A 23,097-nucleotide genomic window follows, 5' to 3' on the forward strand; every position below is an offset into this window, starting at 1 on the left:
GTGTGCGCCGGGGTGGGGGGCGGGTGGGCCGGGGACGCAACGGCGGCTAACTCGCGGCCGGGCCGCTACCGCCGCTGCGCGGCGGGACCCTCCTCGAGGTCGGGTCGTGGGGGTTGGGAGTGCGGTCATGGCGGAATTGGGGTTTGACGGTGGCTGGGTAGTGCGGTGAGGGGGGAGTTTGTCGAATGCGGGCCGACGCGGTGTCAGTTTGAGGTTGTTGTGTGGAGCACACCCGCTAGGGTGGGGGCCGACGTTTGTCTGCCACCGACTCGAATGTGAGAAGCGACCGTGCGTGAAGTCCTCCTACTCTGCTGGCGTGACACCGGGCACCCACAGGGCGGCGGCAGCGAGCGGTATCTGGAGCAGGTCGGCGCGCAGTTGGCCGCGCGTGGCATCAAGGTCACCCTGCGTACGGCCGGTTATCCCGGTGCGCCCAAGCGCGAGCGGATCGACGGGATCGACATCAGTCGCGCGGGCGGGCGCTTCACCGTGTACCCCCGCGCCCTGGCCGCCATCGTGGCTGGTCGGCTCGGTTTCGGCCCGCTGCGCGGCCTGCGCCCCGACGTCGTGATCGACACCCAGAACGGCATCCCCTTCTTCGCCACCGCCACGGGCGTGCCCTCGGTGGTGCTGGTGCACCACGGACACCGCGAGCAGTGGCCGGTCGCCGGTCGCCTGGTCGGGCGGATCGGCTGGTGGATCGAATCCACGTTGTCCCCGCGCGTGCACCGCGACAACCAGTACCTCACTGTGTCGCTGCCCTCCGCTGAGGAGCTGTCGGTGCTCGGGGTAGACCGTGAGCGCATCGCCGTGGTCCGCAACGGTGCCGAACCGGTCCCCGCCGAGGTCGTCCCCGGTGCCGATGCCACCCGCGCCACCCACCCGCGCATCGCGGTGCTGTCGCGCCTCGTCCCGCACAAGCAGATCGAAGACGCCCTCACCGCCGTCGCCCACCTGCGCGAACGCTTCCCCGGCGTGCACCTCGACGTCATCGGCGACGGCTGGTGGGCCCCCAACCTGCGCGCCAGTGCCGACTCGCTCGGCATCGCCGACGCCGTCACCTTCCACGGCCACGTCGACGAGCGCCGCAAACACGAGATCCTCTCGACCGCCTGGGTCCACGTGATGCCATCGCGCAAGGAAGGCTGGGGCCTGGCCGTCATCGAGGCCGCCCAGCACGGCGTGCCGACCATCGGCTACCGCAGCTCCCGAGGCCTCACCGACTCCATCGTCGACGGCGTCACCGGTCTCTTGGTCGACGACGCCCCCGCGCTCGCCTCAGCCGCCGCCGACCTCCTCGCCGATCCCGAGATCAGACTGGTCATGGGCGAAAAAGCCCGAGCCCGCGCTAACGAGTTCTCCTGGGAACAGACCGGCGCCGGGGTGCACACGGTTCTGGCCGCCGCAGCCTGCGGAGAACGGGTCTCCGGGTTGGTCGCACCGCGCGACTGACCGCTCAGTCGCGGAACAGTTCGTCGATGCTTTCAGCCGTGATCGCACGGTCGAGCCAGACGACCAGTTGATCCCGATCGTGGCACGAGGAGATCGTGGCTTCCGCCGCAGCAGGGACCGGCACATCGCGCCGGGCGAGGATCCGCAGAATGCTGTCTGCCACCCCCTGATCGTGGCCCTCCTCCAGGCCCTTTTCGAGGCCCTTTTCCAGGCCCTCTTGGCGCAGACGTTGCGAGGTCTCGGAACGGAAGAACGAGAGATCCACAGACATGCGTCATGCCGGAATACCCGGTGCGTCGCCTCATGCTGTGAGCTGACCATAGCGACGACTCTAGATCGTTAATGGGAATTCTGTTCTCTTTACCGGCGTGTCAGGTGACACTCGGTTGGCTCGCCGGGTGACACTCCGGTGGCGTGCGGTGGGGGCGGAGCCCGGCGACGAGTAGGCCTGCGAGTAGCAGGATGGCCCAGACGAGGTGGGCCGCGGTGGAGGCTTGGCGTTGGGATGGGGTGGCGGTGTCGAGGAGGGTGGGGGAGGGGATGCGGTAGAGGGCTAGGTCGGTGTCTTGGTATTCGAGTTCGGCTGTGGCGAGGGTGTTTTCGGAGGTGCCGAGGCGGCCGGGGGTGGTGCGCTCGATGAGGATCCAGCCGACGCCCATGGCTGCTAGATCGGTGGATGGGGCGCCTCGGAGTAGTGCTTCCTCTACCGCGCGGGCGCGGTTGCCCTCGCCGGTTACCGCGTAGCCGCGGACTTGGAGTTCGCCGGTTTGCAGGACATCGTTGGGGAGGATACGGGGAGCGGGGTCTAGTACGGGAGCTGTTCCGCTGTAGGGGAATCGGCGGAACATTCCCGCGGGGAGCACGGCTACGTCGCCGGGGCCGTCGATGTGGTCGACGACCTGTTGCCAGCCTGCGGGGTAGTGGACGGGACGCATGGCGCCGCCGACTCCCCAGGCCAGGTCGGCCAAGGGGAGGGTTATGAGAAGGATGAAAAGGGTTGCGGTGGCCCGTATTCCGAAGTCGCGTCGGTGGGTTTTCGAGTGGGCAACGGATTCCGGCTCGGTGTCTGCTGAGTCCGCGTCCGGATCGCTGTCCGGCTGCCCATCGGTCAGCAGTCGCCGGCTCGCCGTAGCGACGGTGCGGCACGCGGCGGCGACGCACAGCGCGTACGCGGGCATCGCCAAAGCGACGTACTTCTGCGTATCCCGCAGCAGCCCGGCGCCGGGAACGTGCACCATCAACCATTCCCCGGCCGCCAGTCCCCAGCTGGTCGCGCCGAGGGCGGGCAGCACGATCGCCACCGCGGCGATCACCAGCAGGGCCCGCCCGTCACGGCCGAGCGCCCATACGGCCCGCACCCCGCAGGCGACGATGCCGAGCAGCAACAGCGTGCCGACCAGGGCGAGCGGGGTTGTGCGGCTCGCTGGCACGGCCTCGCCGTTCCAGATCCCACCCAGCCCGGCGAGGCTGCCGAGCGTGCCGAGCCACGGTTCGGCACGTGCCGCGAACGCCGAGACCCCGGCCGGGTCCGAAGGATCGGCCCCCGATCCGAGCGCGGTCGCGGTGAGCCAGGGCGCACAGGTCGCGATCCAGACAACGATGGCAGGGAGAAAGGCCCGCCGTCCGACCAGCGCGAGCCCGATGACAGCGGCCAGCAACGAGCCCGTCGGAGTCAATCCGGCGGCGGCGAAGCTCGCGGTCAGCGCGGCCCACCCGCCGAGCGATCCGGTGTGGCCGCCGAACCCGAAGAGGCGGGTGGGTTCTGTTCCGTCCGTGGCTGTTCGGATGCGCGCGGCGGCCAGGGCGGTCCATGGCAGGGCGGCGTATCCGGCGAGCAGGCTCCAGTGCCCCTGCAGAAGTCGTTCCGCGACATAGGGATTCCACAACGCGAGGGTCGCGGCGACCAATTGTGCTCCGGTGGAAGCGGAGATGAATCGTCGTGCGAGTACCGCCGCGCCGTATCCCGCCGACCACAGTGCGACGATCAGGATCGCCTTCACCAGAATCCCGCCGTCGATGACCGGCGAGAGCGCCGCGAGCAAGGCGTCCTGCGGGACGGCGCGGGGTGCGGCGGCGCCCAAGCCGAGTGCTGAATCGGTGAGGTACGAGCGCGGGGTGCTCACCGCGTCCCGCAGCAGCAGGTAGCCCGATCCGGCCAGCGGTCCGACGATGATCATCGTGAGCAGCGCGCAGTATCCGGCCACCAAGGCCCTGGCTCGCCCGCTACTCGTCACGTCCACGCACCTTACGTCCCGTCGAGCCGCGCCGTGGCCGGGGGCGAATAGGCGCTGTTCGGGGTGGAATCGCTCGAGGTGAGTCCGCTCGGACTCACATTTTCGGGGTAGCCGTGATGGCGAACACAGTGAGGTGCGACGATGGGGCGTGTCCTCAGTCCGCCGCCCGCCCGTCGTTGCCGATCTGACCTGGGTGACGGCTGGCGCGATGACCGCCAACGTCGCCGGCTACCTGCTGCAGTTGCTGGCGGCGAGCTGGTTGGGGGTCGAGGGGTACAGCGAGTTCGCGAGTCTGCTCGCGGTGCAGTTGTTGTGCGCGGTCCCCGCGCTGGCCATGCAGAACGTGGTCGCCCGAGAGGTGGTGCGTGGCGCGTCGCCGCGGGCGGTGCGGGCGATGATGTGGCGGTGCGCCGCGTTGGTCGCGGCGGTCGCGGTGGTCCTGATTCCGGTGGTGGCAGGCGTGCTGGACGTAGGTGTGTGGGCCGCGGCTGCCGCGCTCGGTGCGGCGCCCGCGTTGGTGATCCTGTCCGGCGAGCAGGGAATATTGCAGGGCAGCAACCACTTCCGCGCGCTCGCGACGGTGCTCGCGATGGCGGGTACGGCACGGGTGGTGCCCGCGCTGATCGCGCTCGCGCTGGGCGGCGGTGCCGCCGGTGCACTGTGGGCGGGTGCGGTGGGGATCGTCGGCGCGGCGATCGTCGCCGGTCGAATCGCTCGCTCGACGACCGCGGCAGCGGATCTGCCGATCGATGACAGCAGCGGTACGAAAAACGGGGCCACGGCCACCTCTGTCGGCGTCATGCCGGTGCTGCGCGCTGTCCAGGTGCAGGCGGCGCTGATGGCACTGTCCTCGGTCGACCTGATCGTGGTCCGCATCGTCCTCGACGAGGTCGACGCGAGCCGCTACTCGCTCGGCACCATCGCCACCAAGATCGCGTTCTGGCTGCCACAAGCGGTCGGCGTGGTGCTGTATCCCCGGATGGCCCAGCCAACCCATTCGGCCCGCGCGATCCGCGACGCACTCTCGGTGCTCTCATTGATCGGCGTGGTCGCGGTGATCGGCGCCGCGCTGGCCGCCCCCTTGGCCCCCTTGTTCGCCGGCGCCGATTACGCACCCGTTCAGGGCATGCTGTGGCTGTTCGCCCTGCACGGCGCGATCCTGGCGGTCCTCCAGGGCGCCCTGCTCTCAGCGATCGCCGTTGAACGCACCGCTCTGGCCGCCGTCACCTGGATAGGCCTGGCCATCGAGATAACCCTGATGCTCACCTTCGCCCGCACCATCGAATCCGTGATCGGCACCGCTGTCTCCATAGCCGCCGTCACCACCACAATCGTCGCGGTAGTCGTCCTCCGAACAGCCCCCCGGACCCAGCCGAACGCCAGCCCGAAACCCAGCTGAACCCCCCCGAAACGAAGACGGCCCCGGTCTATGACCGGGGCCGTCGAAAGCTATTTCCACTCAGGGACGCTTGTCGATGTCAATCTGCTCAGTAGGGGTGTCATAGTCCCCACGGGGGAACTGCGTAGTCGGCGCGTCATCGCCATCCCACCTGTCATCAGGCGCGGCGGTAGGTGCGGGCGTCGGACGCGACCCGCGAGGACTCGCGTGAGCCGGAGTGCCACCACCGCGAAGCCCCAAGAACAACCCGGCCAGCAATGCCAACACACCGAGCACGCCGAACACGATCGGCACCACACGCCCGAACAGCGACAGCTTGTCGGTGTTCTCCTTGGCGATGGCGATCTGTGACTCGACGGTCGCCGCGTCGAACACCAGGTGCGACTTCAGTGCGGTGACCTCGGGCTTGTCGCCGGACCGGGCGTAGAACAGGTGGATCGACTCCCCACCCTTGATCACGGTGCCGGTCTGCGGCTCGACCCACAGGTCACGCACGTTGGCGTAGTAGCGCGTCATGGTGACGGGGGTGTCGCCACCCTCCACGCCCCACTTGGCGGCGGGCAGGGTGAGCCGGTTGGTCGGCGACTGCACGACATCCCAGGTGCTGGTGACCGGCACGGTCTGCTGGAACCGGTACACCTTCATGTTGTTGATCTCGGTCTCTTCGATGAAGTTCGCGTCGAAGGACTCGCGCACGTTGATGTCGAAGTAGGGGTAGGTCTTCTTCTCGGTGCCGATCGGGAAGCGGTAGCCGATGCCGGTGTGCTGCACCGGCTCCATGACGCTGCCCTCTTTGTTCACGGTCACCGCGATCGACCCGTTGGGCTCGGTATCCACCGGCATGCCGGTGGTGCGCGAGATGGTGACGCGGTCGATGGCGGCGGTGAGCAGGCCGGTGTCGCCCTGCACGTCGGTGCGTCGCAGCGTCGTGCCTGCCTGCAGCGTCATCTCGTCGGCGTCGGAGGGCTCCTCGACGGTGACGAAACGCTGGGAGATCAGCGGCACATCCTTGTTCACCACGGCGGCACCGTCACCGGAGGTCAGCGACTTGGAGTCGAGGACGAGGCTTTCCTCGCCCGGCTGATTCTCCGCGATCGTGGTGATCTCGAGATCGAGTGGAGTCTTGGCGACTTTGCTCACCGTGTAGGTGGGGATCATCAGCGCGGCGACGAGTAATGCCGCGCCCAGACCCACGAGCACACAGGCGACCGTTCTTCTGGTACCGGCACTCAGTGCCATGCAAACTCCTCGTCGTTCGAACACGGATGGCCCGACACTAACAGCCCAGGCCTCGAAGGTTGCGGTGCTGTGCCATGGAAATCGCCGACACGGCAGACTGGACCATGATGACGACCGCCACCGCCCCTGTTTCGCCCCCGCGCGCCTTCATTCCCGCCCTCGAAGGGATGCGCGGAATGGCGGCGCTCGGAGTGCTGGTCACGCACGTCGCCTTCCAGACCGGAACGAGCCGGATACCGGTCCTCGGCCCGATCCTGGAACGCTTCGATATGGCGGTCGCGGTGTTCTTCGCGCTGTCGGGTTTCCTGCTGTGGCGCCCGCACGCCGCGGCCGCGCACGGACTCGGCCGCGCGCCGAGAACCTCCCGCTACCTGCTGCACCGGGTGGCCAGGGTGATGCCCGCGTACTGGGTCGTTGTGGTGTTCGTCTTGCTGTTGCTGCCCGGCGCGGCGCATTCGGCGAACCTGCGGGTGTGGTTGTCGAACCTGAACCTGCTGCAGGTGTTCATACCGCTGACGTTGACCGATGGCCTCACACAGATGTGGAGCCTGTCGGTGGAGATGGCGTTCTACCTGGTACTGCCGCTGTTGGCATGGCTGGTCGTGCGACTGCGCGGCCCCGCGGCCCGGTGGCGGGTGCCGGTGCTGTGCGGGCTGGTCGCGGTGTGTCTGACCTGGAATCTGTGGCCGATCCCCACGCCGGACGCGATCCACGCCGACAACTGGTTGCCCGCCTATCTGCCGTGGTTCGCGGCGGGCATGCTCCTGGCGGAACTGATTCACCTGGTGCGACCTGAGGTGCGGTGGGCCCGGATTATGTCGAGTCAGCCGTTGATGTGGGCGGTCGCGCTCGCGGCGCTTCTGCTCTCGGCGACCGAGTTCGGCGGCCCGGCCGGTCTGGAACGCGCGCAACCGTGGCAGTACGCGATGAAGATGGTGCTCGGCATGATCCTCGGCTTCTGCCTGCTCGCGCCCCTGGTGATAGCCCGACCCGACGCCCCGCACCGCTGGCTGGAATCGCGAACCGCCGCGATCCTCGGCCGCTGGTCCTACGGCATCTTCCTCTGGCACCTGGTGGTCCTCACCGTGGTCTTCCCGGTTTTCGGGATCATGCCCTTCAACGGCCACTTCCTCTACGTGATCATCCTGACCACAGCCCTCACCCTCCCACTGGCCGCCGCGAGCTTCGCCCTGATCGAAGAACCCGCCCGCCGCTGGGCAGCCCGCTGGGATCGGCGGGCCGCGTCCGCGCACGCCGAACGTGAATCGGTCGACAGTTCGGCGGTGCGCTGAGTCCCGTTCAGCGGCGGCGTGGGAGTGCCGCCACCCCGACGGCGACGACCGCGATGGCCGCAGGTGCCTGAGCCCACAGCGAGCCGCCCATGTATTCGGTGCCAGAACGCCAGGTCCCGGTCGACAGGGCCGCCGCCGAGATCAGTGTCCCGAGGCCCGCGAGCCAGGGCAGGGTCCGAGCGGTCACTGCGGGCCGGAAGTAGGCGCAGCCCAACGCGATCAGTGTGAACGCCGCACCGAACGGTCCGGAGATGACTGCGATCACGCCGGTCAGCCCGATAGCCGCGATCGGGCGCACACCCCAAGTGCTCGGAGCGGGCCCGGCGTCGGAAACCGCACGTCGGCGCGGAATCGCAAGCAGCACAAGGGGAATCAGCAGCAACAGCCCGCCGAAGATCGCCAGCCGATACCAGCGGTCCGCCGGGAACGACACCGTGATCTCCCCGCTGGTCCCGGGCGGAACGAGCCAAGCCTGCTGCCAACCGTCGACAACGATGGGCGACAGTTCCCGCCCGTCGGCGGTGTGCGCCTGCCAGCCGACATTGGTGCTCAGCGGCAGAACCAGCAGCTGAGTACCCGTCGCCGAGTGTCCGGGACCGGCGGGGGTTTCCGGCGTGACATCCGTGGGCGCGGCCGTGGTTTCGCTGAGTTCGGCGGGGGTTTCCGGTGCGGCATCGGTAGGTGTTTCGCTGAGTTCGGCAGGGGTTTCCGGTGCGGTCGGTGTGCTGGTTTTGCCCGGGTAGTGGTCGGTCCGGGGCAGGCGTAGTCGGTCGACGGTGAACAGCTCAGTCGGGGCGACGGTGAGGTCGGGGTGACCGGGGAGGAGTTCGATGTCGGCCGCGTCTTGTGGGCACGGTTGCGCGGAAACCGGAGCGCCGGAGCGGAGTTCGTCGGCGGTGGCGGTGATCGTCGTATGGACGGCGCGCCCACCGATGGCGATCACCGGTCCCGCGTCGCAGCCGATGGTGACGAGCCGGTCGCCGGGGGCATGTGCGGGGTACTCGGGGCCGAGCACTTCGACTTCGGCCAGCCCGGTGGGCTGGGTGAGGACGAAGCCGAGTGCGGTGCGGTCGAGAACCTCGTTCCAGCTCTGGATGCTGATCTCGATGCGATCGGTTTCGGTGGGGTACAGCGAGATTCGGGCAGGTTCGCCGTGCTCGCGTTCGGGCAGTTCCCGGATCTGTGGGCCGTTGCCCATGTTCACCGCGACGGCGGTAGCTGTCGCGGGCAGTCCGCCCAATGCGGTGGTGATGTCGAGTCCGGTCACCATCGTCGGCTCCGGAAGTTCCAGTACCAGTGTGGGTTTGCCGCCCGCGAGCCCGCGCACGGTGGACTCCGGTGCGGTCCAGGTGGTCTTCGGGTCGCCATCAGTGGCGGCGAAGGCGGCACCGCGCAGGTCGGCGATGTCGGCTTTACCGCGTGCCACCGGCCTGGTCGGGTCGGTGAGCAACGCCTCCAGCGCGGGCCCGGGTCGGGTGCGCACGGTGAGGTCGGTGCCGACGGTGAGCGGCTCCGGCACCGAGAGAGTGCGGCCGAAGATGCCGGGTTCCTCGGCGGGCAGACCGAGTCCCCTACTGCAGTGCACGCGGTCGGGACCGTCGAAACAGCTACTGCGACCAGGGAATTCCTGTCCGAGATCCCACCCGCTGACAATCGTTCCCGCGGCCACATCGGGCAGCACGACCCGATGCCGGATATCGACACGCACCGGCGCTTCCCGATTCGAGTAGTCGTCGAGCGTGAGCTCGCTGATCCCGAATTGCCCACCACGAGTGCCGGTTTCGGTGCGGGCGGCGGAGATCATCACCCAGTCGGACTTGCCCGCGGGTAGCGCGACAGACACGGGCTCACCGGGTTCGGTGATCCGCGCCGACACCGTCCCGCGTGCGGTGCGAACTTCGACCCACTTCACCGGATCACCCAGCGCCGCCCCCGTGGTGGTGAAGCGCAGCGAACCGTTGGCGATCGGCTTGTCGAGATCGAGTCGAAGCCATTGCCCGAGAGCCGATTCCGACCCATTGCTGATCCAGGCGGTACTCGGATCGCCGTCCACGGCGGCCGCGGTCGAGCTACCGGGTGCTGCCCCGCCGATCTGGGTGGCGTCGGCGGCGGAGCTGGACGCGGTGACCTTCGCGCCCGACCACTCGCCCTGCACGAGTTCGGCGCCGTCGACCGGGTAGTCGGGGACCAGATTGTGGGTGCGCCGGGCGTCGTCGGCGGCGCGGACCGCCGAGCTGTGGTTGTCGACCCGGCCGAAGTCGGTCTCGCGATCCATCGGGGTGTCGGTCACCAGGACGGGCTGCGGCGGTAACCCGGCACGCCGGGCATCCGCTTCGAGAAGCACTGGCGCCGTGGGGTTCTCGCTGTCTCGGCGCACTCGCTCCAGTACTTCGGGACCGCCTCGGACGACGGGGATCGAATCCAGCGGGGTCGTGTACGCGCCGGGGAATCCGGGTGGTGCCCCGGTGCCGCTGCGCACGTCGACGGGAGTGCCGGGCGGCGGCACGTCGACCCGGTAGATCTCGACCGCCGGATAGGCGGGCAGCAGATCGTTGTCGACCACCAGTCCCGCATCCGCCGCGCGCGGCCCGATGTTCGCGCCGAACGAGGCAACCTTGGTCAACCCCGGCGAGCCCTCGATCGCGCGGTGCGCCAGTATCGGGCGCGTGGAACGGGACGTCTCGGGGTCGAGGTCGTTGCGCAACACCAGGATTCCGATGCCCTGGTCGGCGAGAGTGGCGGCGAGACCGGTCGACGGTCTGCCGTCGGCGATCAGCCGCTGCACCGAATCCATCGCGCGAATCGTGCCCGGCGGATTCAGTGGAACCGAATCACGCACGGCCCAGGGGGTACTCGCCAAGGCCTGCAGCGGTTCGTCGCGGGTGAGTCCCCAGATCTGACTGCCGAACGGCGCACCCGGCACGACCAGCGCGCGGGTGTCGGCGGCATTGTCGGCCAGCCAGTCGGCGGTATCGGTCCAGTAGGCGGGCACCCGGTCGTAGGCGCCGCGCGGGGCGAGCCGACCGGTCCACGCCAATGAGGTCGCGAGGGTGAGCGCGGCCAGGATCAGCGCGGCGACCGCGACCATCCGATCGCGCTCGGGATGGGCGAAAGAGCTGCGCCACACCGGCATCGGTACGGAAGCGGGCAGGGCGACGCGGCCGAGCAGGTGCGCCAGCCCCACCACGAGTGGCAGCCGGATCAGCGGTTCGAGCTTGTGCACATTCCGCAGCGGCGCACCGCCGGCGTCGAGGAAGATCCGCACCGATTCGGCGAACGGCCCCCCGAGCGTCCCGACATACCCCGCACAGATCCCCGCCAGCCCCACGCACAGGATCAGCGCGAACCTGCCCCGATACGGCATCGACGACCGCGCGAGTCCGGCCATTCCCGCCGCCGCGAGCAAGCCGGTCGCCAGCACCGCGGCGGGCTGGGTTACCAGCACCGCACCGGCGATCCGCTCCGGCGAGACGAACGGTGTCCAGCTATCGGTCCCGCGCAGCACCTCGCTCAACGCCGCCCACTGCGTCGTCACCCCCGACGACTCGATGAAATCGAGGAACGGCGGACTCACCTTGCCGAGCAGCAGCAGCGGCACCACCCACCAGAAAGTGGCAAGGACCAGCAGCGGAATCCACGCCCGGGTAAACCGCCACCACTGCCGATTCGGCCGGTAGGAGGCCCACCACAGCGCCGCGGGCAGGAACGCCGCCACGGTCGCGACAGCATTGACCGATCCCATCAACGCCAGTGCGAGCGCGCTTCCCGCCGGAGACAGCGGGCCGCCTCGGCGCGTCGAGGGTTTCTCGGTATCGGATGCCACACGGTCGCCGGCCGGGTCGCCGGGTTGCGCCTGGTCGAGTGCCGCCGCGCCGCGCCGCGTTTTCACGGCGACGCCCAGCGCCGCGGGCGCGAGCAGAACCCACGGCGCCAGCATCATCGGCAAGGTTTCCGAGGAGATCGAGCCGAGCGTGGTCAGCACGCGCGGCGACAAGGCGAACGCGATGCCCGCGATCACGCGTGACCCGCGCGAGCCGATGCCGAGCGTTTCGCACAGCTTGACGATTCCCCAGAACCCGGCGAGCAGCAGCAGCGCCCACCAGACGCGCTGGGTGACCCACGCGGGCAGGTGCAGGAGGTGCCCTGCGGAGAAGAAGGTGCCGTGGGGGAAGAAGTAGCCGTAGGCCTGGTTCTGCACCTGGCCCATCGGGGCCTGACTGCTCCACAGGTGAGACGCCCGCGCGAGGAAACCGAGCGGGTTCTGCGCGAGGTCGTATTTGGTGTCGGCGACGGTGAGGCCGGGCGCCTGCGCGAAGGTCAGTACGAAGGCGGCTACTACCGAGCCGACGAGCCAGCGCCAACCGAGTGGCGCCTTGTCCGGTTGCCCCGAGGTGGGGCGCGACGCGCGGGCGTCAGCCTCAGCGGCTGCCGTATTCAGGGGCGTTGAGCAGCGAGGAGTCTTTGTCACCGCTGCGGTCGATCGAGGGCGCCGTGTTCTGCTGGACGGCCGCCGTGATTGCGAAGACGGCGATCGCGCTCAGCAGGGCGCCGCCGACCGCGCTGGCAACAGCCGGAACAGCAAACTTCATCGCGCACTCCAATACGCTCGACGTCGGGGCCTGTCTCCGGTCAACCTAGCAGGTCTATCGAGCTCAGTCGGTCGTTGGGCAGCTCGCAACGCAGCGCGCCGAGCAGGGTGCGAAGTTTGGCGGTGGTCTCGGCCAGTTCGGCCAGTGGATCGGAGGCAGCCACGATCCCGCCGCCCGCGCTGGCGCGCAGAACGCGCTGATCGGCCGATAGTTCGCCGCCGCGAATCGCGACGACCCATTCGCCGTCGCCGTCGTCGCCACACCAGCCCACCGCCCCGCCATAGAACCCGCGCCACGGTTCATCGGTGGTGATGGCGTCGAGCGCGGCGGCGAAGGGCGTGCCGTTGACGGCGGGCGTCGGGTGCAGCAGCAGTGCCAGGTCGAGTGCGGTGGTCGACGGATCGCGCAGCACGCCGTGGATGGGCGTGGCCAGGTGCCAGACCTGTTCGGTGCTGAGAAGCTCGGGCGCGTCGGGGATGTGCAGCTCCGCGCAGACCGGCGCCAGTTGTTGGCGGATCCACTCGATCACGAAGGCATGCTCGGCGTGATTCTTGGTGCTGGACAACAGCTCTCGAGCCTGCGCCGCGTCATCGGCTGGGTCGGCGAGGCGGGGGAGGGTGCCTGCCAGCGGATGCAGACTCACGCGATCACCGTGCCGTGCGACCAGCACTTCGGGCGTCGCGCCGATCAGCGTCTCGCCGTCGCGCCCCGCCGCGGACAGCTCGACCGCGTATACGGCGGCATTCGGATGCCTGGTGAGCAGGTGTCCGGCCAGCACCTCCGGGTCGAGCGGCGCGTCGGCCTCGAGCACCATCGACCGCGCGGCCACCACCTTGCGCAGCTCGTTCGCGGGGTCGCCGAGTTGCTCGACCAGCTTCGTCACCCGCGCCACATGCTCTGGTGCACTGGGTATCTCGGCCACTACCCGCACGCCGGGCAAAGCGGGCAGCGCGGCGGGCCGCCACGGACCCGCGGTGTGCAGCACGCTCTCGGGCTGCCAGAGCGCGGCCGCCGCCCGCGGATCGAACGGCAGCGCGCCGACGATCAGCTTCGGGGCGGCGGTCCGGCGCAACGCCTCGGCCGCCTGCCGGGGATCCGAATACCTCGCGCGCACGCCCGAGGTCCGTAATACCGCGTCGGGTCGAGCGAGCAGGAATTCGTTCATGGTTCTTCGACCATAACGCCGCGACCGTGGCCCCGATCCAGGAGAGCGACCGAACTCTCAACTGCTCGGCGCCACCACGAACCGCTACTGCTCCGGCGGCACCAGGAAGACCGGCCGATGACCGTGCTTGAGCACCGCTTCGGCGACGCTGCTGTGCAACAGCGCGCGCAGCCCCGTGGAACCGCGCGTACCGGCGACGATGATGTCGACGTCGAGCTCATCGGCACAATCCACGATGGCGTTCCAGATCGTGGTGGTGCACTCGGCGGTGCGCGGCTCGGCGTCGATTCCGGCCAGTTTCGCCAGGTGCACGCCCTCGGCGTTGATCTTGCGGGCATCGGTGTAGGCGATGTCCTCCACCTCCTCGTCGGGCACCCAGTCCGGCTGCATCACCCCGGCGAGCCCGGAGATGCGCGCGGCCTGGCGCACCATCGGTTCCCACGCGGTGAGCAGAATCGCGCGTTCGGCGGTCAGGAACCGCCCCGCGTACTCGATGGCTCGTTTGGCGTGTTCGGAACCGTCGTAGGCGATGAGCATCCGATCGCATGCCATGACGACCTCCTGCGCTGGTCGGAGCGGCTTTTCCATCAGATTACCCCTGGACGGGGTGTATCAATCCGAACCGGAGTGGTGGGGTTGGCGCCGGAGCGGGCTACCGTGGAGCGCATGCGGAAATCGCCTGTGGTCGTGTTCGCAGTCCTCGCCGCCGTTGCCACCGCCTGTTCGGGAGGTTCGTCTAACGAGACGTCGCCCGCGGCGAGTAGCAGCGCAGTGGCTGCCCCGTCGGCCGCCGGGGATCCGGCCTCGGCAACACCGACCCAAAGCAATTGTGGCGCGGACTATCTCGCCAAACTCTCCCAGCGAGAGAAGCTCGCCCAGTTGTTGACTGTCGGCATCACCGGTTCGGCGGATGCCTCGAACGTGGTGAGTTCGGAGCAGGTGGGCGGCATCTTCGTCGGCAGCTGGACCGATCCGAGCCTGCTGGACAAGACGGCACTGGACGCGGTGAAAGCGCAGGCCAAGGTGCCGTTGATGGTGACCATCGATGAAGAAGGCGGGCGGGTCTCGCGCGCGAAGAACGTGATCGGCGCCGCGCCGTCGGCCCGCGAGGTCGCGCAGACCATGTCGCCCCAGGAGTACTACCAGTTCACCCTGACCAGGTCGAAGGCACTGAAGGACGTCGGCGTCACTGTCAATTTCGCGCCCGATGCCGATGTGAGCAGCCAGCCCGCCGACAGCGTGATCGGCGACCGCTCCTACAGCGACGACCCGAAGGTCGTCTCCGAATTCGCCGGCGCCTACATTCGCGCGTCCAACGAGGTGGGCCTCGGCTCGGTCATCAAGCATTTCCCCGGCCACGGTTCCGGTTCCGGCGACTCGCACACCGGCGCCGTGACCACCCCACCCCTGGATCAGTTGCAGGACTCCGACCTGGTGCCGTTCCGCGACCTGGTGAACTCCGGCGCGGCGGTGATGGTCGGTCACCTCGACGTCCCCGGCCTGACCGAACCCGACGTGCCCGCCAGCATCAGCCCGGCCGTGATGACGCTGCTGCGCGAGGGCAAGGGCTACGGTGCCCCGCCGTTCGACGGCCCGATCTTCACCGACGATCTCAGTGGCATGGCCGCCATCACCGCCCGCATGTCCATCGCCGAGGCGGTCGAGGCCACGCTCGTCGCGGGCGCCGACAATGCCCTGTGGATCAGTACCGATGCGGTGCCGCAGGTACTCGACCGTTTGGAACAGTCGGTCGCGAGTGGCAAACTGCCCGCCGACCGGGTCGACACTTCCGTACTGCGGATGGCGCGCTACAAGGGCGTAGCGCTGGGCTGCTGATCGCACCCGGCGACTGTGCGGCAAATGAGCGCGGGTTAACTTACCTTCAAGTAAGATAGGTGGTTCACCCTGCGGTAGGAGAGTGGATGGCAGGCGGGACCAAGCGACTTCCCCGGGCGGTTCGCGAGCAGCAGATGCTCGATGCCGCTGTCGAGGTGTTCGCGCGCAAAGGCTTCCATGACACGTCGATGGATGCCATCGCCGCCGAGGCGAAGATCTCCAAACCCATGCTCTACCTGTACTACGGCTCCAAGGACGAACTCTTCCGCGCCTGCATCCAGCGCGAGGGTCTACGTTTCATCGAGGCCGTCGCGCCCGCGGGTAACCCGCAGCTGACCCCCCACGAGCAGGTTCGCACCGCACTGGAGGGCTTCCTCGATTTTGTCGACCGCAACCGGCAGTCCTGGCAGGTCCTCTACCGTCAGGCGATCGGTCAGCAAACTTTCGCCTCGGAAATCGACAATGCCCGTGAGCGCGTCATCGAACTCACCGCGAAGCTGCTGGAATCCAGTGCCAAGAACGCCGACCCCGGTACCAATTTCGAGGTCGTCGCGGCGGCGGTGATCGGCGCGGGCGAGGCCATCGCCGACCGGGTCGCGAGCGGGCGGATCGAAGTAGCGGAGGCGGTCGACCTGCTCGACGATCTCGCCTGGCGCGGTCTGGCCGGGCGCAAGAAGTCCGAGTAGCGGTTGCGGTCGTCCCCTCCGGCTGCGAGGGTGCAGGGTTAGGCGTTCTCCCGCGCCTTTCGCTCCGGCCCTGTGCGCCTGAGCTCGGCAGGCGTTACGACAGGCGGATATCAGTGTTCGGTGTGTTGAAGCCGTGTGCGCACGGTGCGGCGAAATACGGCATCGATCCGGGGCAGTGGCAGGCACATATGTGCGGGCTGTGTCTGGGTCTGCGTGACGGGCACGGTCAGTTGGCCCGTGCCGCGACGAATACCGATGCGATCGTGCTCAGTGTGCTCACCGAGGCGCAGTCGGGTGCGGGTGCGCGCACGACCGCGGGCCCGTGTCCGCTGCGGGGGATGAAGCGCGCTTCGGTGGTCGCCGCGAGTTCGCCGGGCGTGCAGCTGGCTGCCACGGCGTCACTGTTGCTGGGCGCGGCCAAGATCGGCGATCATGTCGAGGACGGTGACGCCGCCGCCTTCGCCCGCCGGCCGATGCGCAAGGTTTCGAGCACTTGGGCGGCACGTGCGCAGCGGCAGGCCGCACAGATCGGCCTCGATGTGGCACCGCTGCTCGCGGCGATCGCCACCCAGGGCGCGGTGGAAGCGCGCGCGGCGCGGTCGTCGACCGAACTGCGCGCAGTCTCGGCCGCCGTTGGTGCGTCCGATCCGGCACTTCCGGCTGCGATCGATGCGTCGGATTCCGTTGGGGCACGGCGGGATTTGTCGCCGTCGATGGTCGAAGTGATCACTCTCGACGAACTCACCGGGCCGACGCAGCTCTGTGCCGCCACTCTCTTCGGCCACACCGCGACGCTGGCCGGTCGACCGGAAAACGTTGCGGCCCTGCAGGAGATCGGGCGTCACGTCGGCCGAATCGCGCATCTGGCCGATGCCATCGAAGACCTCGAGCGCGACCGAGCGCGCGGCCGTTTCAATCCGCTCGAGGCCACCGGCACCGATATGCCCCGCGCCTATGATCTGTTGCGCGAGAGCGAGTCCCGAATTCGGCAGGTCGCGGCCGAGACCGAACTCGACCAGCTGCCGACCGTGCGCTGGGCGCTGCTCGATCCGCTGGCGAGCCTGCTGCGAAACCTCGGCAAAGGTCTGGGCATCGTGGTCGGCCACGTCTGCCGCGCTTCCGTCACGGCGCAACAGCGTTCGCCGTACGAATTCCCGTCCCCGCCCGAACAGCGACCGAACCGGCCCGGTCCGTTCGAGACGCTCGGTGTGGTCATGGGCATCTATTGCACCGGTCTGGCCTGCTGTTTCGACCACACCAGCCCGTGTACCGGCGAGAAAAAGGATGCCTGGGCCAAGCGCTGCGATTGCGGTAGTTGCTGCGATTGCGGTGAGTGCTGCGGTGGTTGCTGCGGCGAGGACGGTTGCTGCAGCGGTTGCGGTTGCGACAGTTGCGGTTGCGACTGTAGCTGCTGACGAAAAAGGCTCGCGCGGTGGCGAATCCGCCTGCTCGCGCGAGCCTCTCAACGCTGAACCCTTACTCGCACTTGACGACCGGGATCGGGTCGTACTTCACGGTCCGCGTGTGTCGCGACACCTGGGTGCCGGACTTGGCATCGGTGATCACCCTGGTGTCGGAGATGGTGAAGCCGGGCGCACCCTCGGAGGCGATGCAGTCCTTGCCCTTGGGCAGGACGACCTCATTGGGCTCGGTCGGCTTCGACTTCTCACCCGTAATCGATTCCACGTTCACGGTTTTGGTGCCCCACAACCGCACGGTGATCTCGGATCCGGTGGCGACCGCCTGAATGTAGACACCGGTCGTGCCGGTATTGCGGAACGCCAGGTCGATCGCGCCGTCGAACACGGTCGCTTCCCGTGCGGCCGGGTAGCGCGAGATGTAGTAGCTGTGCTCGGTGTGTCCGCCGTCTTCCATCCCGGCGAAGTAGGCCGCGTTGTAGAGCGTGGTGGCGAACTGGCTGATGCCGCCGCCGACCGCGGTACTCGGCCTGCCGTGGTCGATGATGCCGGACTCCACATAGCCTTCCGCGGTGGTGCGCGGACCAGTGAACCCGTTGAGCGAGAACGTATCTCCCGGCTTGATCACCGCACCGTCGACCTTGGCGGCGACCGTGCGGATGTTCACCCCGGAGGGTCCGCTGAAGCCGCCGGTGGTGAACTCGCCGATCTTCTCGTTGACCCCGAGCGCACTGGCGGCCTCGGTGGTGAGCTTGGGCTCGATGCGCTGATACACCACCGGGCTGGTGCGCGGACCCGGCTGGGTGAGCAGGGCGGGCAGCTTCTCCAGCGTCTTGGGCCAGTCGACCTTCTCGCCGACCACGGCGGGCACGACGGTCGGCTTGCCCCCGACGACGGTGAAGGTGGCGTCCTTGGGTTCCACCTCGGACTTCGCCAATTGCGGTGCGAGCAGGGCGATCACGGCGTCGTTGTCGATCTGGGGTGCCAGCCCGCCGTTGCCGTCGGGCACGAAACCGAGCACATCGGCGATCTGATCGGTGGTCAGCGATCCCTGAACGTCCTTGCCGGACACAGTGATCGGTGACGCGACGGCCGGTGTCGCGATATCGCGCAACGCCGCCTGCACGGCATCGATCCGCACGGCGACGGGTGCGGCAACCACGGGCAGATCCAGCTCGCTGCTGGCGGCCCACCGCTCGGTGATGGTGGCTCGCGCGCCGTCGGTGTCGAGCACCCGGCCCGGTACCGGCGCGACCGCGACGGGCCTGCCGTTCTCGAACCGCACCGTGCCTTCGACGGTCGGATTGTCGTGTACGCGGAAATCCGCGAGCTGTGCGTCGAGGGCCGCGGTGTCGACGATGCTCGCCACCGGCACCTCGCGGGTACCGAACAGTGAGATCAGCCGGCTCACCGGGTTCAGCGGCTGGCTGCCGACCGCGGCCCAGGTGCGGTCGTAGTCCACCGACAGACCGGCGGCGGCGGGCACCATGCTCGCCTGCACGTCACCGATCCGCACAGGTAGCGGTCGTTCGGCCTTGGGTCCGAGCTCGGTGTGGAGCAGGGCGTCGGCTTCGGCCTGATCCATCCCGCCGATCTCGATACCGGCGACGACGACGCCGCGCGCCACCTCACCCGTGCTCAACGCGAGGTCGGCCAGGTAGGCGGCGGTGCCGACGGCCAGCACGGCGCCGACCGCGATCCCGACCCGCTTGACCAGCTGCTGGTTGTCCGGCGGGGTCGGCGGCTGTGCGCCTGCCGGGCCGGGAGTGGGTGACCAGCGATCGCGGGTCACGGTGGTCAAAGGCTGGGTGAGGGCGGTGGTGTCCGGATCGAAAGTGCGATTTGAATCGAGCAGCTTGCGTAATCCGACCTCGCCCCTTCGGTCGGCCGGTTGTCCGGCGGTCGACTCGCTGGGCACGGAGGTCCTTCCGTTAGGTTGGCCCCGATGTTTGCGGGGTCCGGCCCGAGGGTAACGCGCTTCGGCGCGCTCGGCAGCTCGGCAACCGGGTGGGGACTATGTAAACGCTCCGTGTGGATGACGGATCGGGGTCTGACAGCTTACTAGGCAGCGGAAAGGCTCCGTGTAGTTGCCGGGTCGGGGGTCTGGCAACTACACGGAGCCGATCTGTTTATCGTGGCCCGGAGCGGGGCGTTACAGCCCATTCGGAAGAATTTCGGCGGGTGGGGCGACGCCCGCCCTTCGTCGCGTCTCGAGCTCGCGAGACAATCGACGTGAGAATCGACACCACGGGGTGCGGACAGCGAGGAGAACTGATGCAGCTGGGAATGATCGGCCTCGGCCGGATGGGCGCCAATATCGTGCGCCGGATCGTGCGCGACGGGCACACGGCCGTCGGCTACGAGCGCCACCAAGGCCCCATTCCCGAGCTGGAAGCCGAGCTCGGCGACAAGTTCAGCGGCACGACCGACCTGGCCGAGTTCATCGGCAGGCTCGAGGTGCCCCGCGTGGTGTGGGTGATGATCCCCGCCGGTGCCACCGGTGCGGTGATCGAGAACGTCGCCGAGCTGCTCGAGCCCGGCGACATCATCATCGACGGTGGTAACAGCCGTTACCATGAGGACATCAAGCGCGCGAAGGCGTTGGAGCCCAAGGGCATTCACTACCTCGACATCGGCACCTCGGGAGGCGTGTTCGGCCTACAGCGCGGCTACTGCCTGATGATCGGCGGGAACAAGGCCCAGGTCGATTACCTCGAGCCGCTGCTGGAGACCATCGCCCCCGGCTACGAATCGGCCCCACGCACCCCTGGGCGTACCGGGGAGCCGTCGCAGGCGGAGAAGGGATACCTGCTGTGCGGTCCGCACGGTGCGGGCCACTTCGTGAAGATGGTGCACAACGGCATCGAATACGGCGCGATGGGCGCCTACGCCGAGGGTCTCAACATCCTGAAGCACGCCAACGCGGGCTCGGCGTATCTGCACGGTGAGCACTCCGCCGAGGAGACGCCGATGGAGCACCCCGAGTACTACATGTACGACCTGGACATCCCGGCCATCACCGAGGTGTGGCGTCGCGGTTCGGTCGTCGCCTCCTGGCTCCTCGATCTCACCGCATCGGCCCTGGTCGCCGACCCCGACCTGGACTCCTACGGTGGCCGCGTCTCCGACTCCGGCGAAGGTCGCTGGACCGTCGACGCCGCGATCGACACCGCGGTCCCCGTCCCGATCCTCTCCGCCGCCCTCTACCAGCGCTTCTCCTCCCGCGGCCAAGCCCTGTACGCCGACAAGATGCTCTCCGCCATGCGAAAGGCGTTCGGTGGCCACAATGAGCTGCCGCAGAAGTAGCCAGACGCGCATATTCCGCAAGGCGTTCGGTGGCCACAATGAGCTGCCGCAGAAGTAGCCCCCTATACGCCCCGCAACCGGTTTTCGTCGCCAGACGGAGGCCGGTTGTCGCGTTTTCGGATCGATTCGGATGACCGAAAATCCTCGGATGCTACCCGCCTCCAAGAGTAAAATAACGATGTTCCACAAAATAAGAACACGTTCCTATTTTCCAGGACAAGCGTCCAGCCTGACCTATACCTTGTGGTCAGAGGGGGGGACAGCCCACCTGATGAGGAAGTAGTCCCGGCCGTCTCGCCGGGGCTTTGGAGGAAATCATGTTCCGGACTTCGCGTATCGCCGCGGGCGTCGCCACCACCGCTCTGGTCGTCGCCGGTGTCGGTGTCGGCCTTGGATCCGGCGTTGCCGCCGCCGCCGACTGTGCGGTGAGCACCCACGCGCAGAAGAAAGATGCGAGCACCGTCGGCGTCACCCACGTCTACGACAAGATCGCCAGCGCCGAGCAGATCGGCGTCGGCACCTCGGTCACCTACAAGGTGATCGTCGGGACCACCGGAATCGGCAACCCGTACGTCAACACCATCACCGACTTCCCGCCGGTCGGCTTCGGGGCGCCGATCAAGACCACCATCACCGCCTATCACGCGGTCGGCGGCCAGGTCACCGAGGACGTCACCGCCGAGCCCAACGCGGGCGGCTGGAAGGTGACGAGCACCGGCTGGTTCGTCAACTCCGGCAACCCGGTCACCATGACCATTACCTACCCGGTGCCGAGCGACATCAAGGTGGGCCAGATGGTCACCAGTGGTGGCGTCGGGGTGGCGGGCACCGTCGGCGTCAGCAATGAAATGCCCGGCCTCACCGCCTGTTTCACCGCACGTGGCGCCAACGCGGGCGAGACCGTGATCGGCAGCCTCGGTGACAACGGGCTCGGTTCCGATGATGGCCAGCTGAGCTCCACCGGCTCGCTGAGCGACATCATCTCCGACGTGCTGCGCAATCTGATCGGTAGCTGATCGCGTAGCGCGTGGTGCGCCGGGACGTCTCTCGCGCTGCCGTCCCGGCGCACCATTCTCTTTGTGGCGTCATTCGTTTCGAACTCTGTGAGGATTCGTGTTCACCTGTATGCGGACAGTGCTGACCGCGCTCGCTGTCATCGCGGTGTCGGTCGCTTCGATCGGGACCGCCGGTGCGGACGGATCGAAGCTGGATCGGATCGAACGACCCGGCCAGCGGCAACAGACGCTGCACGTGTACTCCGCGTCGATGGACCGGGTGATCCCGCTGCGGGTCATCACGCCGCACGACACCAGCGCGCCACGGCCGACCCTGTACCTGCTCAACGGCGCGGGCGGCGGCGAGGACATCGCGAACTGGTACAACCAGACCGACATCGTGCAGTTCTTCGCCGACAAGAACGTCAACGTCGTCACGCCCGCCGCGGGCGCCTTCTCGTATTACACCGACTGGCAGCGCGACGATCCGAAGCTCGGCCGCAACAAGTGGCAGACCTTCCTCGCCGAGGAACTCCCGCCGATCATCGACGCCACCCTGAACACCACCGGCGTGAATGCCATCGCGGGCCTGTCGATGTCGGCCACAGCGGTGCTCAACCTGGCTATCGCCGCCCCGGATCGCTACCGCGCCGTCGGGGCCTACAGTGGCTGCGCCTCGGTCGACGACCCGATGGGCCGCGCCTACATCGACCTCGTTCTCGCCCGTGGCGGAGCCGACCCGGCCAACATGTGGGGCCAACCCGGCGACCCGGCCTGGCGTGCGAACGACGCCTATCTCAATGCGGAACGGCTGCGCGGCAAGGCGATCTACCTCTCCAGCGCGAACGGTCTGCCCGGCCCCGCCGAAACTCTCCCGCCCGGTGCGACGCCGGGAAAGGTCATCGGCATGACCGACCAGATCCTCCTCGGCGGCGCCATCGAGGCGGCCGCCAACCTGTGCACCCAGCGCCTGGCCGCCCGCCTCGCGGAGCTGAACATCCCCGCCCACACCGAATTTCGCTCCGCCGGCACCCATACCTGGCAGTATTGGGAACAAGATCTACACAAATCCTGGCCACTTCTCGCCGCGGCTATCGGTGCGAGCTGACATTCGAATGTCTTCTAGCACTGGGGAATTCAGGTAGTCAAGCCCCCGGAATCTATGGATAACGATCGCGTCGAGGCACCCGATGTGGTTATTAGCTTTGCTCAGATTTCCCCTCGAAAGGCTTGTTATGCATCGTCGAATGATCCGAATCCTGGTCGCGACCGCGGCTGTCGCCGGTATCGCGGCAGGCGCGTCACCCGCGCTCGCCGCTCCCGCCCAACCGGCCGTCGTCGCCGAATTGGGTTCCGCCGGAACCGGTTCCGCGCTGGTGGACCTTCCGCTCGGCATTCTTAAATTCATCATCTGCGGTCCGTGGGCGTCCGCCGAGCCGCATCCGAACCCGATGTGCCGCTGAGGTCTGACAACGAACGGCGGGTG

The 23,097-nt window shown here is 68.1% G+C and carries 18 protein-coding genes; 10 read left to right on the top strand and 8 right to left on the bottom strand.

Annotated features, from left to right (window positions below):
• Nucleotides 1-288: 288 nt before the first annotated feature.
• A complete protein-coding gene (locus ACFWO8_RS11245; protein WP_378947866.1) occupies nt 289-1,452 on the top strand; it encodes a glycosyltransferase family 4 protein in 1,164 nt (387 codons plus the stop codon).
• A 4-nt stretch (nt 1,453-1,456) separates the two neighbouring features.
• Here the strand turns inward: ACFWO8_RS11245 and ACFWO8_RS11250 are convergent, their stop codons facing one another.
• A complete protein-coding gene (locus ACFWO8_RS11250) occupies nt 1,457-1,717 on the bottom strand; it encodes a hypothetical protein (RefSeq protein ID WP_378947869.1) in 261 nt (86 codons plus the stop codon).
• Between the two features lie 106 nt (nt 1,718-1,823).
• Complete coding sequence (locus ACFWO8_RS11255; protein ID WP_378947873.1) at nt 1,824-3,686, bottom strand: hypothetical protein; 1,863 nt, start codon at nt 3,684-3,686, stop codon at nt 1,824-1,826.
• Nucleotides 3,687-3,894: 208 nt separating this feature from the next.
• Here ACFWO8_RS11255 and ACFWO8_RS11260 point away from each other — a divergent pair, with 208 nt between their 5' ends.
• Complete coding sequence (locus ACFWO8_RS11260) at nt 3,895-5,085, top strand: polysaccharide biosynthesis protein (RefSeq protein ID WP_378948240.1); 1,191 nt, start codon at nt 3,895-3,897, stop codon at nt 5,083-5,085.
• 60 nt (nt 5,086-5,145) lie between these two features.
• Here ACFWO8_RS11260 and ACFWO8_RS11265 read toward each other — a convergent pair whose 3' ends face one another.
• Complete coding sequence (locus ACFWO8_RS11265; protein WP_378947876.1) at nt 5,146-6,324, bottom strand: DUF3068 domain-containing protein; 1,179 nt, start codon at nt 6,322-6,324, stop codon at nt 5,146-5,148.
• A 74-nt stretch (nt 6,325-6,398) separates the two neighbouring features.
• Between ACFWO8_RS11265 and ACFWO8_RS11270 the strand changes: the two genes are divergently transcribed.
• Nucleotides 6,399-7,616: an acyltransferase family protein gene (locus ACFWO8_RS11270; protein WP_378947880.1), complete on the top strand. Its 1,218-nt coding sequence runs from the start codon at nt 6,399-6,401 to the stop codon at nt 7,614-7,616.
• Between the two features lie 7 nt (nt 7,617-7,623).
• Here the strand turns inward: ACFWO8_RS11270 and ACFWO8_RS11275 are convergent, their stop codons facing one another.
• From ACFWO8_RS11275 to ACFWO8_RS11290, 4 genes are all read right to left on the bottom strand, one after another.
• The gene (locus ACFWO8_RS11275) at nt 7,624-12,054 is read right to left on the bottom strand and encodes an alpha-(1->3)-arabinofuranosyltransferase (protein ID WP_378948243.1); all 4,431 of its coding nucleotides are present in this window, start codon (nt 12,052-12,054) and stop codon (nt 7,624-7,626) included.
• Complete coding sequence (locus ACFWO8_RS11280; protein WP_022566695.1) at nt 12,035-12,205, bottom strand: DUF2613 domain-containing protein; 171 nt, start codon at nt 12,203-12,205, stop codon at nt 12,035-12,037. The genes ACFWO8_RS11275 and ACFWO8_RS11280 overlap by 20 nt, the downstream gene beginning before the upstream one ends.
• Before the next feature lie 40 nt (nt 12,206-12,245).
• Nucleotides 12,246-13,370, bottom strand: coding sequence for an isochorismate synthase MenF (locus ACFWO8_RS11285; RefSeq protein ID WP_378947883.1), 1,125 nt, complete (start codon nt 13,368-13,370; stop codon nt 12,246-12,248).
• A gap of 84 nt (nt 13,371-13,454) precedes the next feature.
• Nucleotides 13,455-13,922, bottom strand: coding sequence for a universal stress protein (locus ACFWO8_RS11290; RefSeq protein ID WP_378947886.1), 468 nt, complete (start codon nt 13,920-13,922; stop codon nt 13,455-13,457).
• 114 nt (nt 13,923-14,036) lie between these two features.
• Between ACFWO8_RS11290 and ACFWO8_RS11295 the strand changes: the two genes are divergently transcribed.
• The 3 genes from ACFWO8_RS11295 (at nt 14,037) to ACFWO8_RS11305 (ending at nt 17,307) form a co-directional block, all read left to right on the top strand.
• Nucleotides 14,037-15,206: a glycoside hydrolase family 3 N-terminal domain-containing protein gene (locus ACFWO8_RS11295; RefSeq protein ID WP_378947889.1), complete on the top strand. Its 1,170-nt coding sequence runs from the start codon at nt 14,037-14,039 to the stop codon at nt 15,204-15,206.
• Nucleotides 15,207-15,292: 86 nt separating this feature from the next.
• Nucleotides 15,293-15,892, top strand: a complete 600-nt coding sequence (locus ACFWO8_RS11300; RefSeq protein ID WP_378947894.1) for a TetR/AcrR family transcriptional regulator — start codon at nt 15,293-15,295, stop codon at nt 15,890-15,892.
• 113 nt (nt 15,893-16,005) lie between these two features.
• A complete protein-coding gene (locus tag ACFWO8_RS11305) occupies nt 16,006-17,307 on the top strand; it encodes a DUF5685 family protein (RefSeq protein ID WP_378947897.1) in 1,302 nt (433 codons plus the stop codon).
• A gap of 61 nt (nt 17,308-17,368) precedes the next feature.
• On the opposite strand, the gene ACFWO8_RS11310 is transcribed toward ACFWO8_RS11305, so the two are convergent.
• Complete coding sequence (locus ACFWO8_RS11310) at nt 17,369-19,228, bottom strand: VanW family protein (RefSeq protein ID WP_378947900.1); 1,860 nt, start codon at nt 19,226-19,228, stop codon at nt 17,369-17,371.
• Between the two features lie 356 nt (nt 19,229-19,584).
• Between ACFWO8_RS11310 and gnd the strand changes: the two genes are divergently transcribed.
• From gnd to ACFWO8_RS11330, 4 genes are all read left to right on the top strand, one after another.
• On the top strand, nt 19,585-20,616 hold the full coding sequence (gene gnd, locus ACFWO8_RS11315; protein WP_378947903.1) for a phosphogluconate dehydrogenase (NAD(+)-dependent, decarboxylating): 1,032 nt from the start codon (nt 19,585-19,587) through the stop codon (nt 20,614-20,616).
• Between the two features lie 317 nt (nt 20,617-20,933).
• Nucleotides 20,934-21,632, top strand: a complete 699-nt coding sequence (locus ACFWO8_RS11320; RefSeq protein ID WP_378947907.1) for a hypothetical protein — start codon at nt 20,934-20,936, stop codon at nt 21,630-21,632.
• Nucleotides 21,633-21,741: 109 nt separating this feature from the next.
• The gene (locus ACFWO8_RS11325) at nt 21,742-22,719 is read left to right on the top strand and encodes an alpha/beta hydrolase (RefSeq protein WP_378947910.1); all 978 of its coding nucleotides are present in this window, start codon (nt 21,742-21,744) and stop codon (nt 22,717-22,719) included.
• A 139-nt stretch (nt 22,720-22,858) separates the two neighbouring features.
• A complete protein-coding gene (locus ACFWO8_RS11330; RefSeq protein ID WP_378947913.1) occupies nt 22,859-23,074 on the top strand; it encodes a hypothetical protein in 216 nt (71 codons plus the stop codon).
• Nucleotides 23,075-23,097 lie beyond the last annotated feature (23 nt).

The organism is Nocardia sp. NPDC058480 (assembly GCF_042720495.1).
In the GTDB taxonomy this organism is placed as follows: domain Bacteria; phylum Actinomycetota; class Actinomycetes; order Mycobacteriales; family Mycobacteriaceae; genus Nocardia.

Excerpts from the sequence above, each read along its gene's own strand:
- ACFWO8_RS11260 (WP_378948240.1), top strand. The coding sequence starts at position 3,895 with ATGACCGCCAACGTCGCCGGCTACCTGCTGCAGTTGCTGGCGGCGAGC.
- ACFWO8_RS11265 (WP_378947876.1), bottom strand. The coding sequence starts at position 6,324 with ATGGCACTGAGTGCCGGTACCAGAAGAACGGTCGCCTGTGTGCTCGTG.
- ACFWO8_RS11270 (WP_378947880.1), top strand. The coding sequence starts at position 6,399 with ATGGAAATCGCCGACACGGCAGACTGGACCATGATGACGACCGCCACC.
- ACFWO8_RS11280 (WP_022566695.1), bottom strand. The coding sequence starts at position 12,205 with ATGAAGTTTGCTGTTCCGGCTGTTGCCAGCGCGGTCGGCGGCGCCCTG.
- ACFWO8_RS11285 (WP_378947883.1), bottom strand. The coding sequence starts at position 13,370 with ATGAACGAATTCCTGCTCGCTCGACCCGACGCGGTATTACGGACCTCG.
- ACFWO8_RS11290 (WP_378947886.1), bottom strand. The coding sequence starts at position 13,922 with ATGGCATGCGATCGGATGCTCATCGCCTACGACGGTTCCGAACACGCC.
- ACFWO8_RS11295 (WP_378947889.1), top strand. The coding sequence starts at position 14,037 with ATGCGGAAATCGCCTGTGGTCGTGTTCGCAGTCCTCGCCGCCGTTGCC.
- ACFWO8_RS11300 (WP_378947894.1), top strand. The coding sequence starts at position 15,293 with ATGGCAGGCGGGACCAAGCGACTTCCCCGGGCGGTTCGCGAGCAGCAG.
- gnd (WP_378947903.1), top strand. The coding sequence starts at position 19,585 with ATGCAGCTGGGAATGATCGGCCTCGGCCGGATGGGCGCCAATATCGTG.
- ACFWO8_RS11320 (WP_378947907.1), top strand. The coding sequence starts at position 20,934 with ATGTTCCGGACTTCGCGTATCGCCGCGGGCGTCGCCACCACCGCTCTG.
- ACFWO8_RS11325 (WP_378947910.1), top strand. The coding sequence starts at position 21,742 with ATGCGGACAGTGCTGACCGCGCTCGCTGTCATCGCGGTGTCGGTCGCT.
- ACFWO8_RS11330 (WP_378947913.1), top strand. The coding sequence starts at position 22,859 with ATGATCCGAATCCTGGTCGCGACCGCGGCTGTCGCCGGTATCGCGGCA.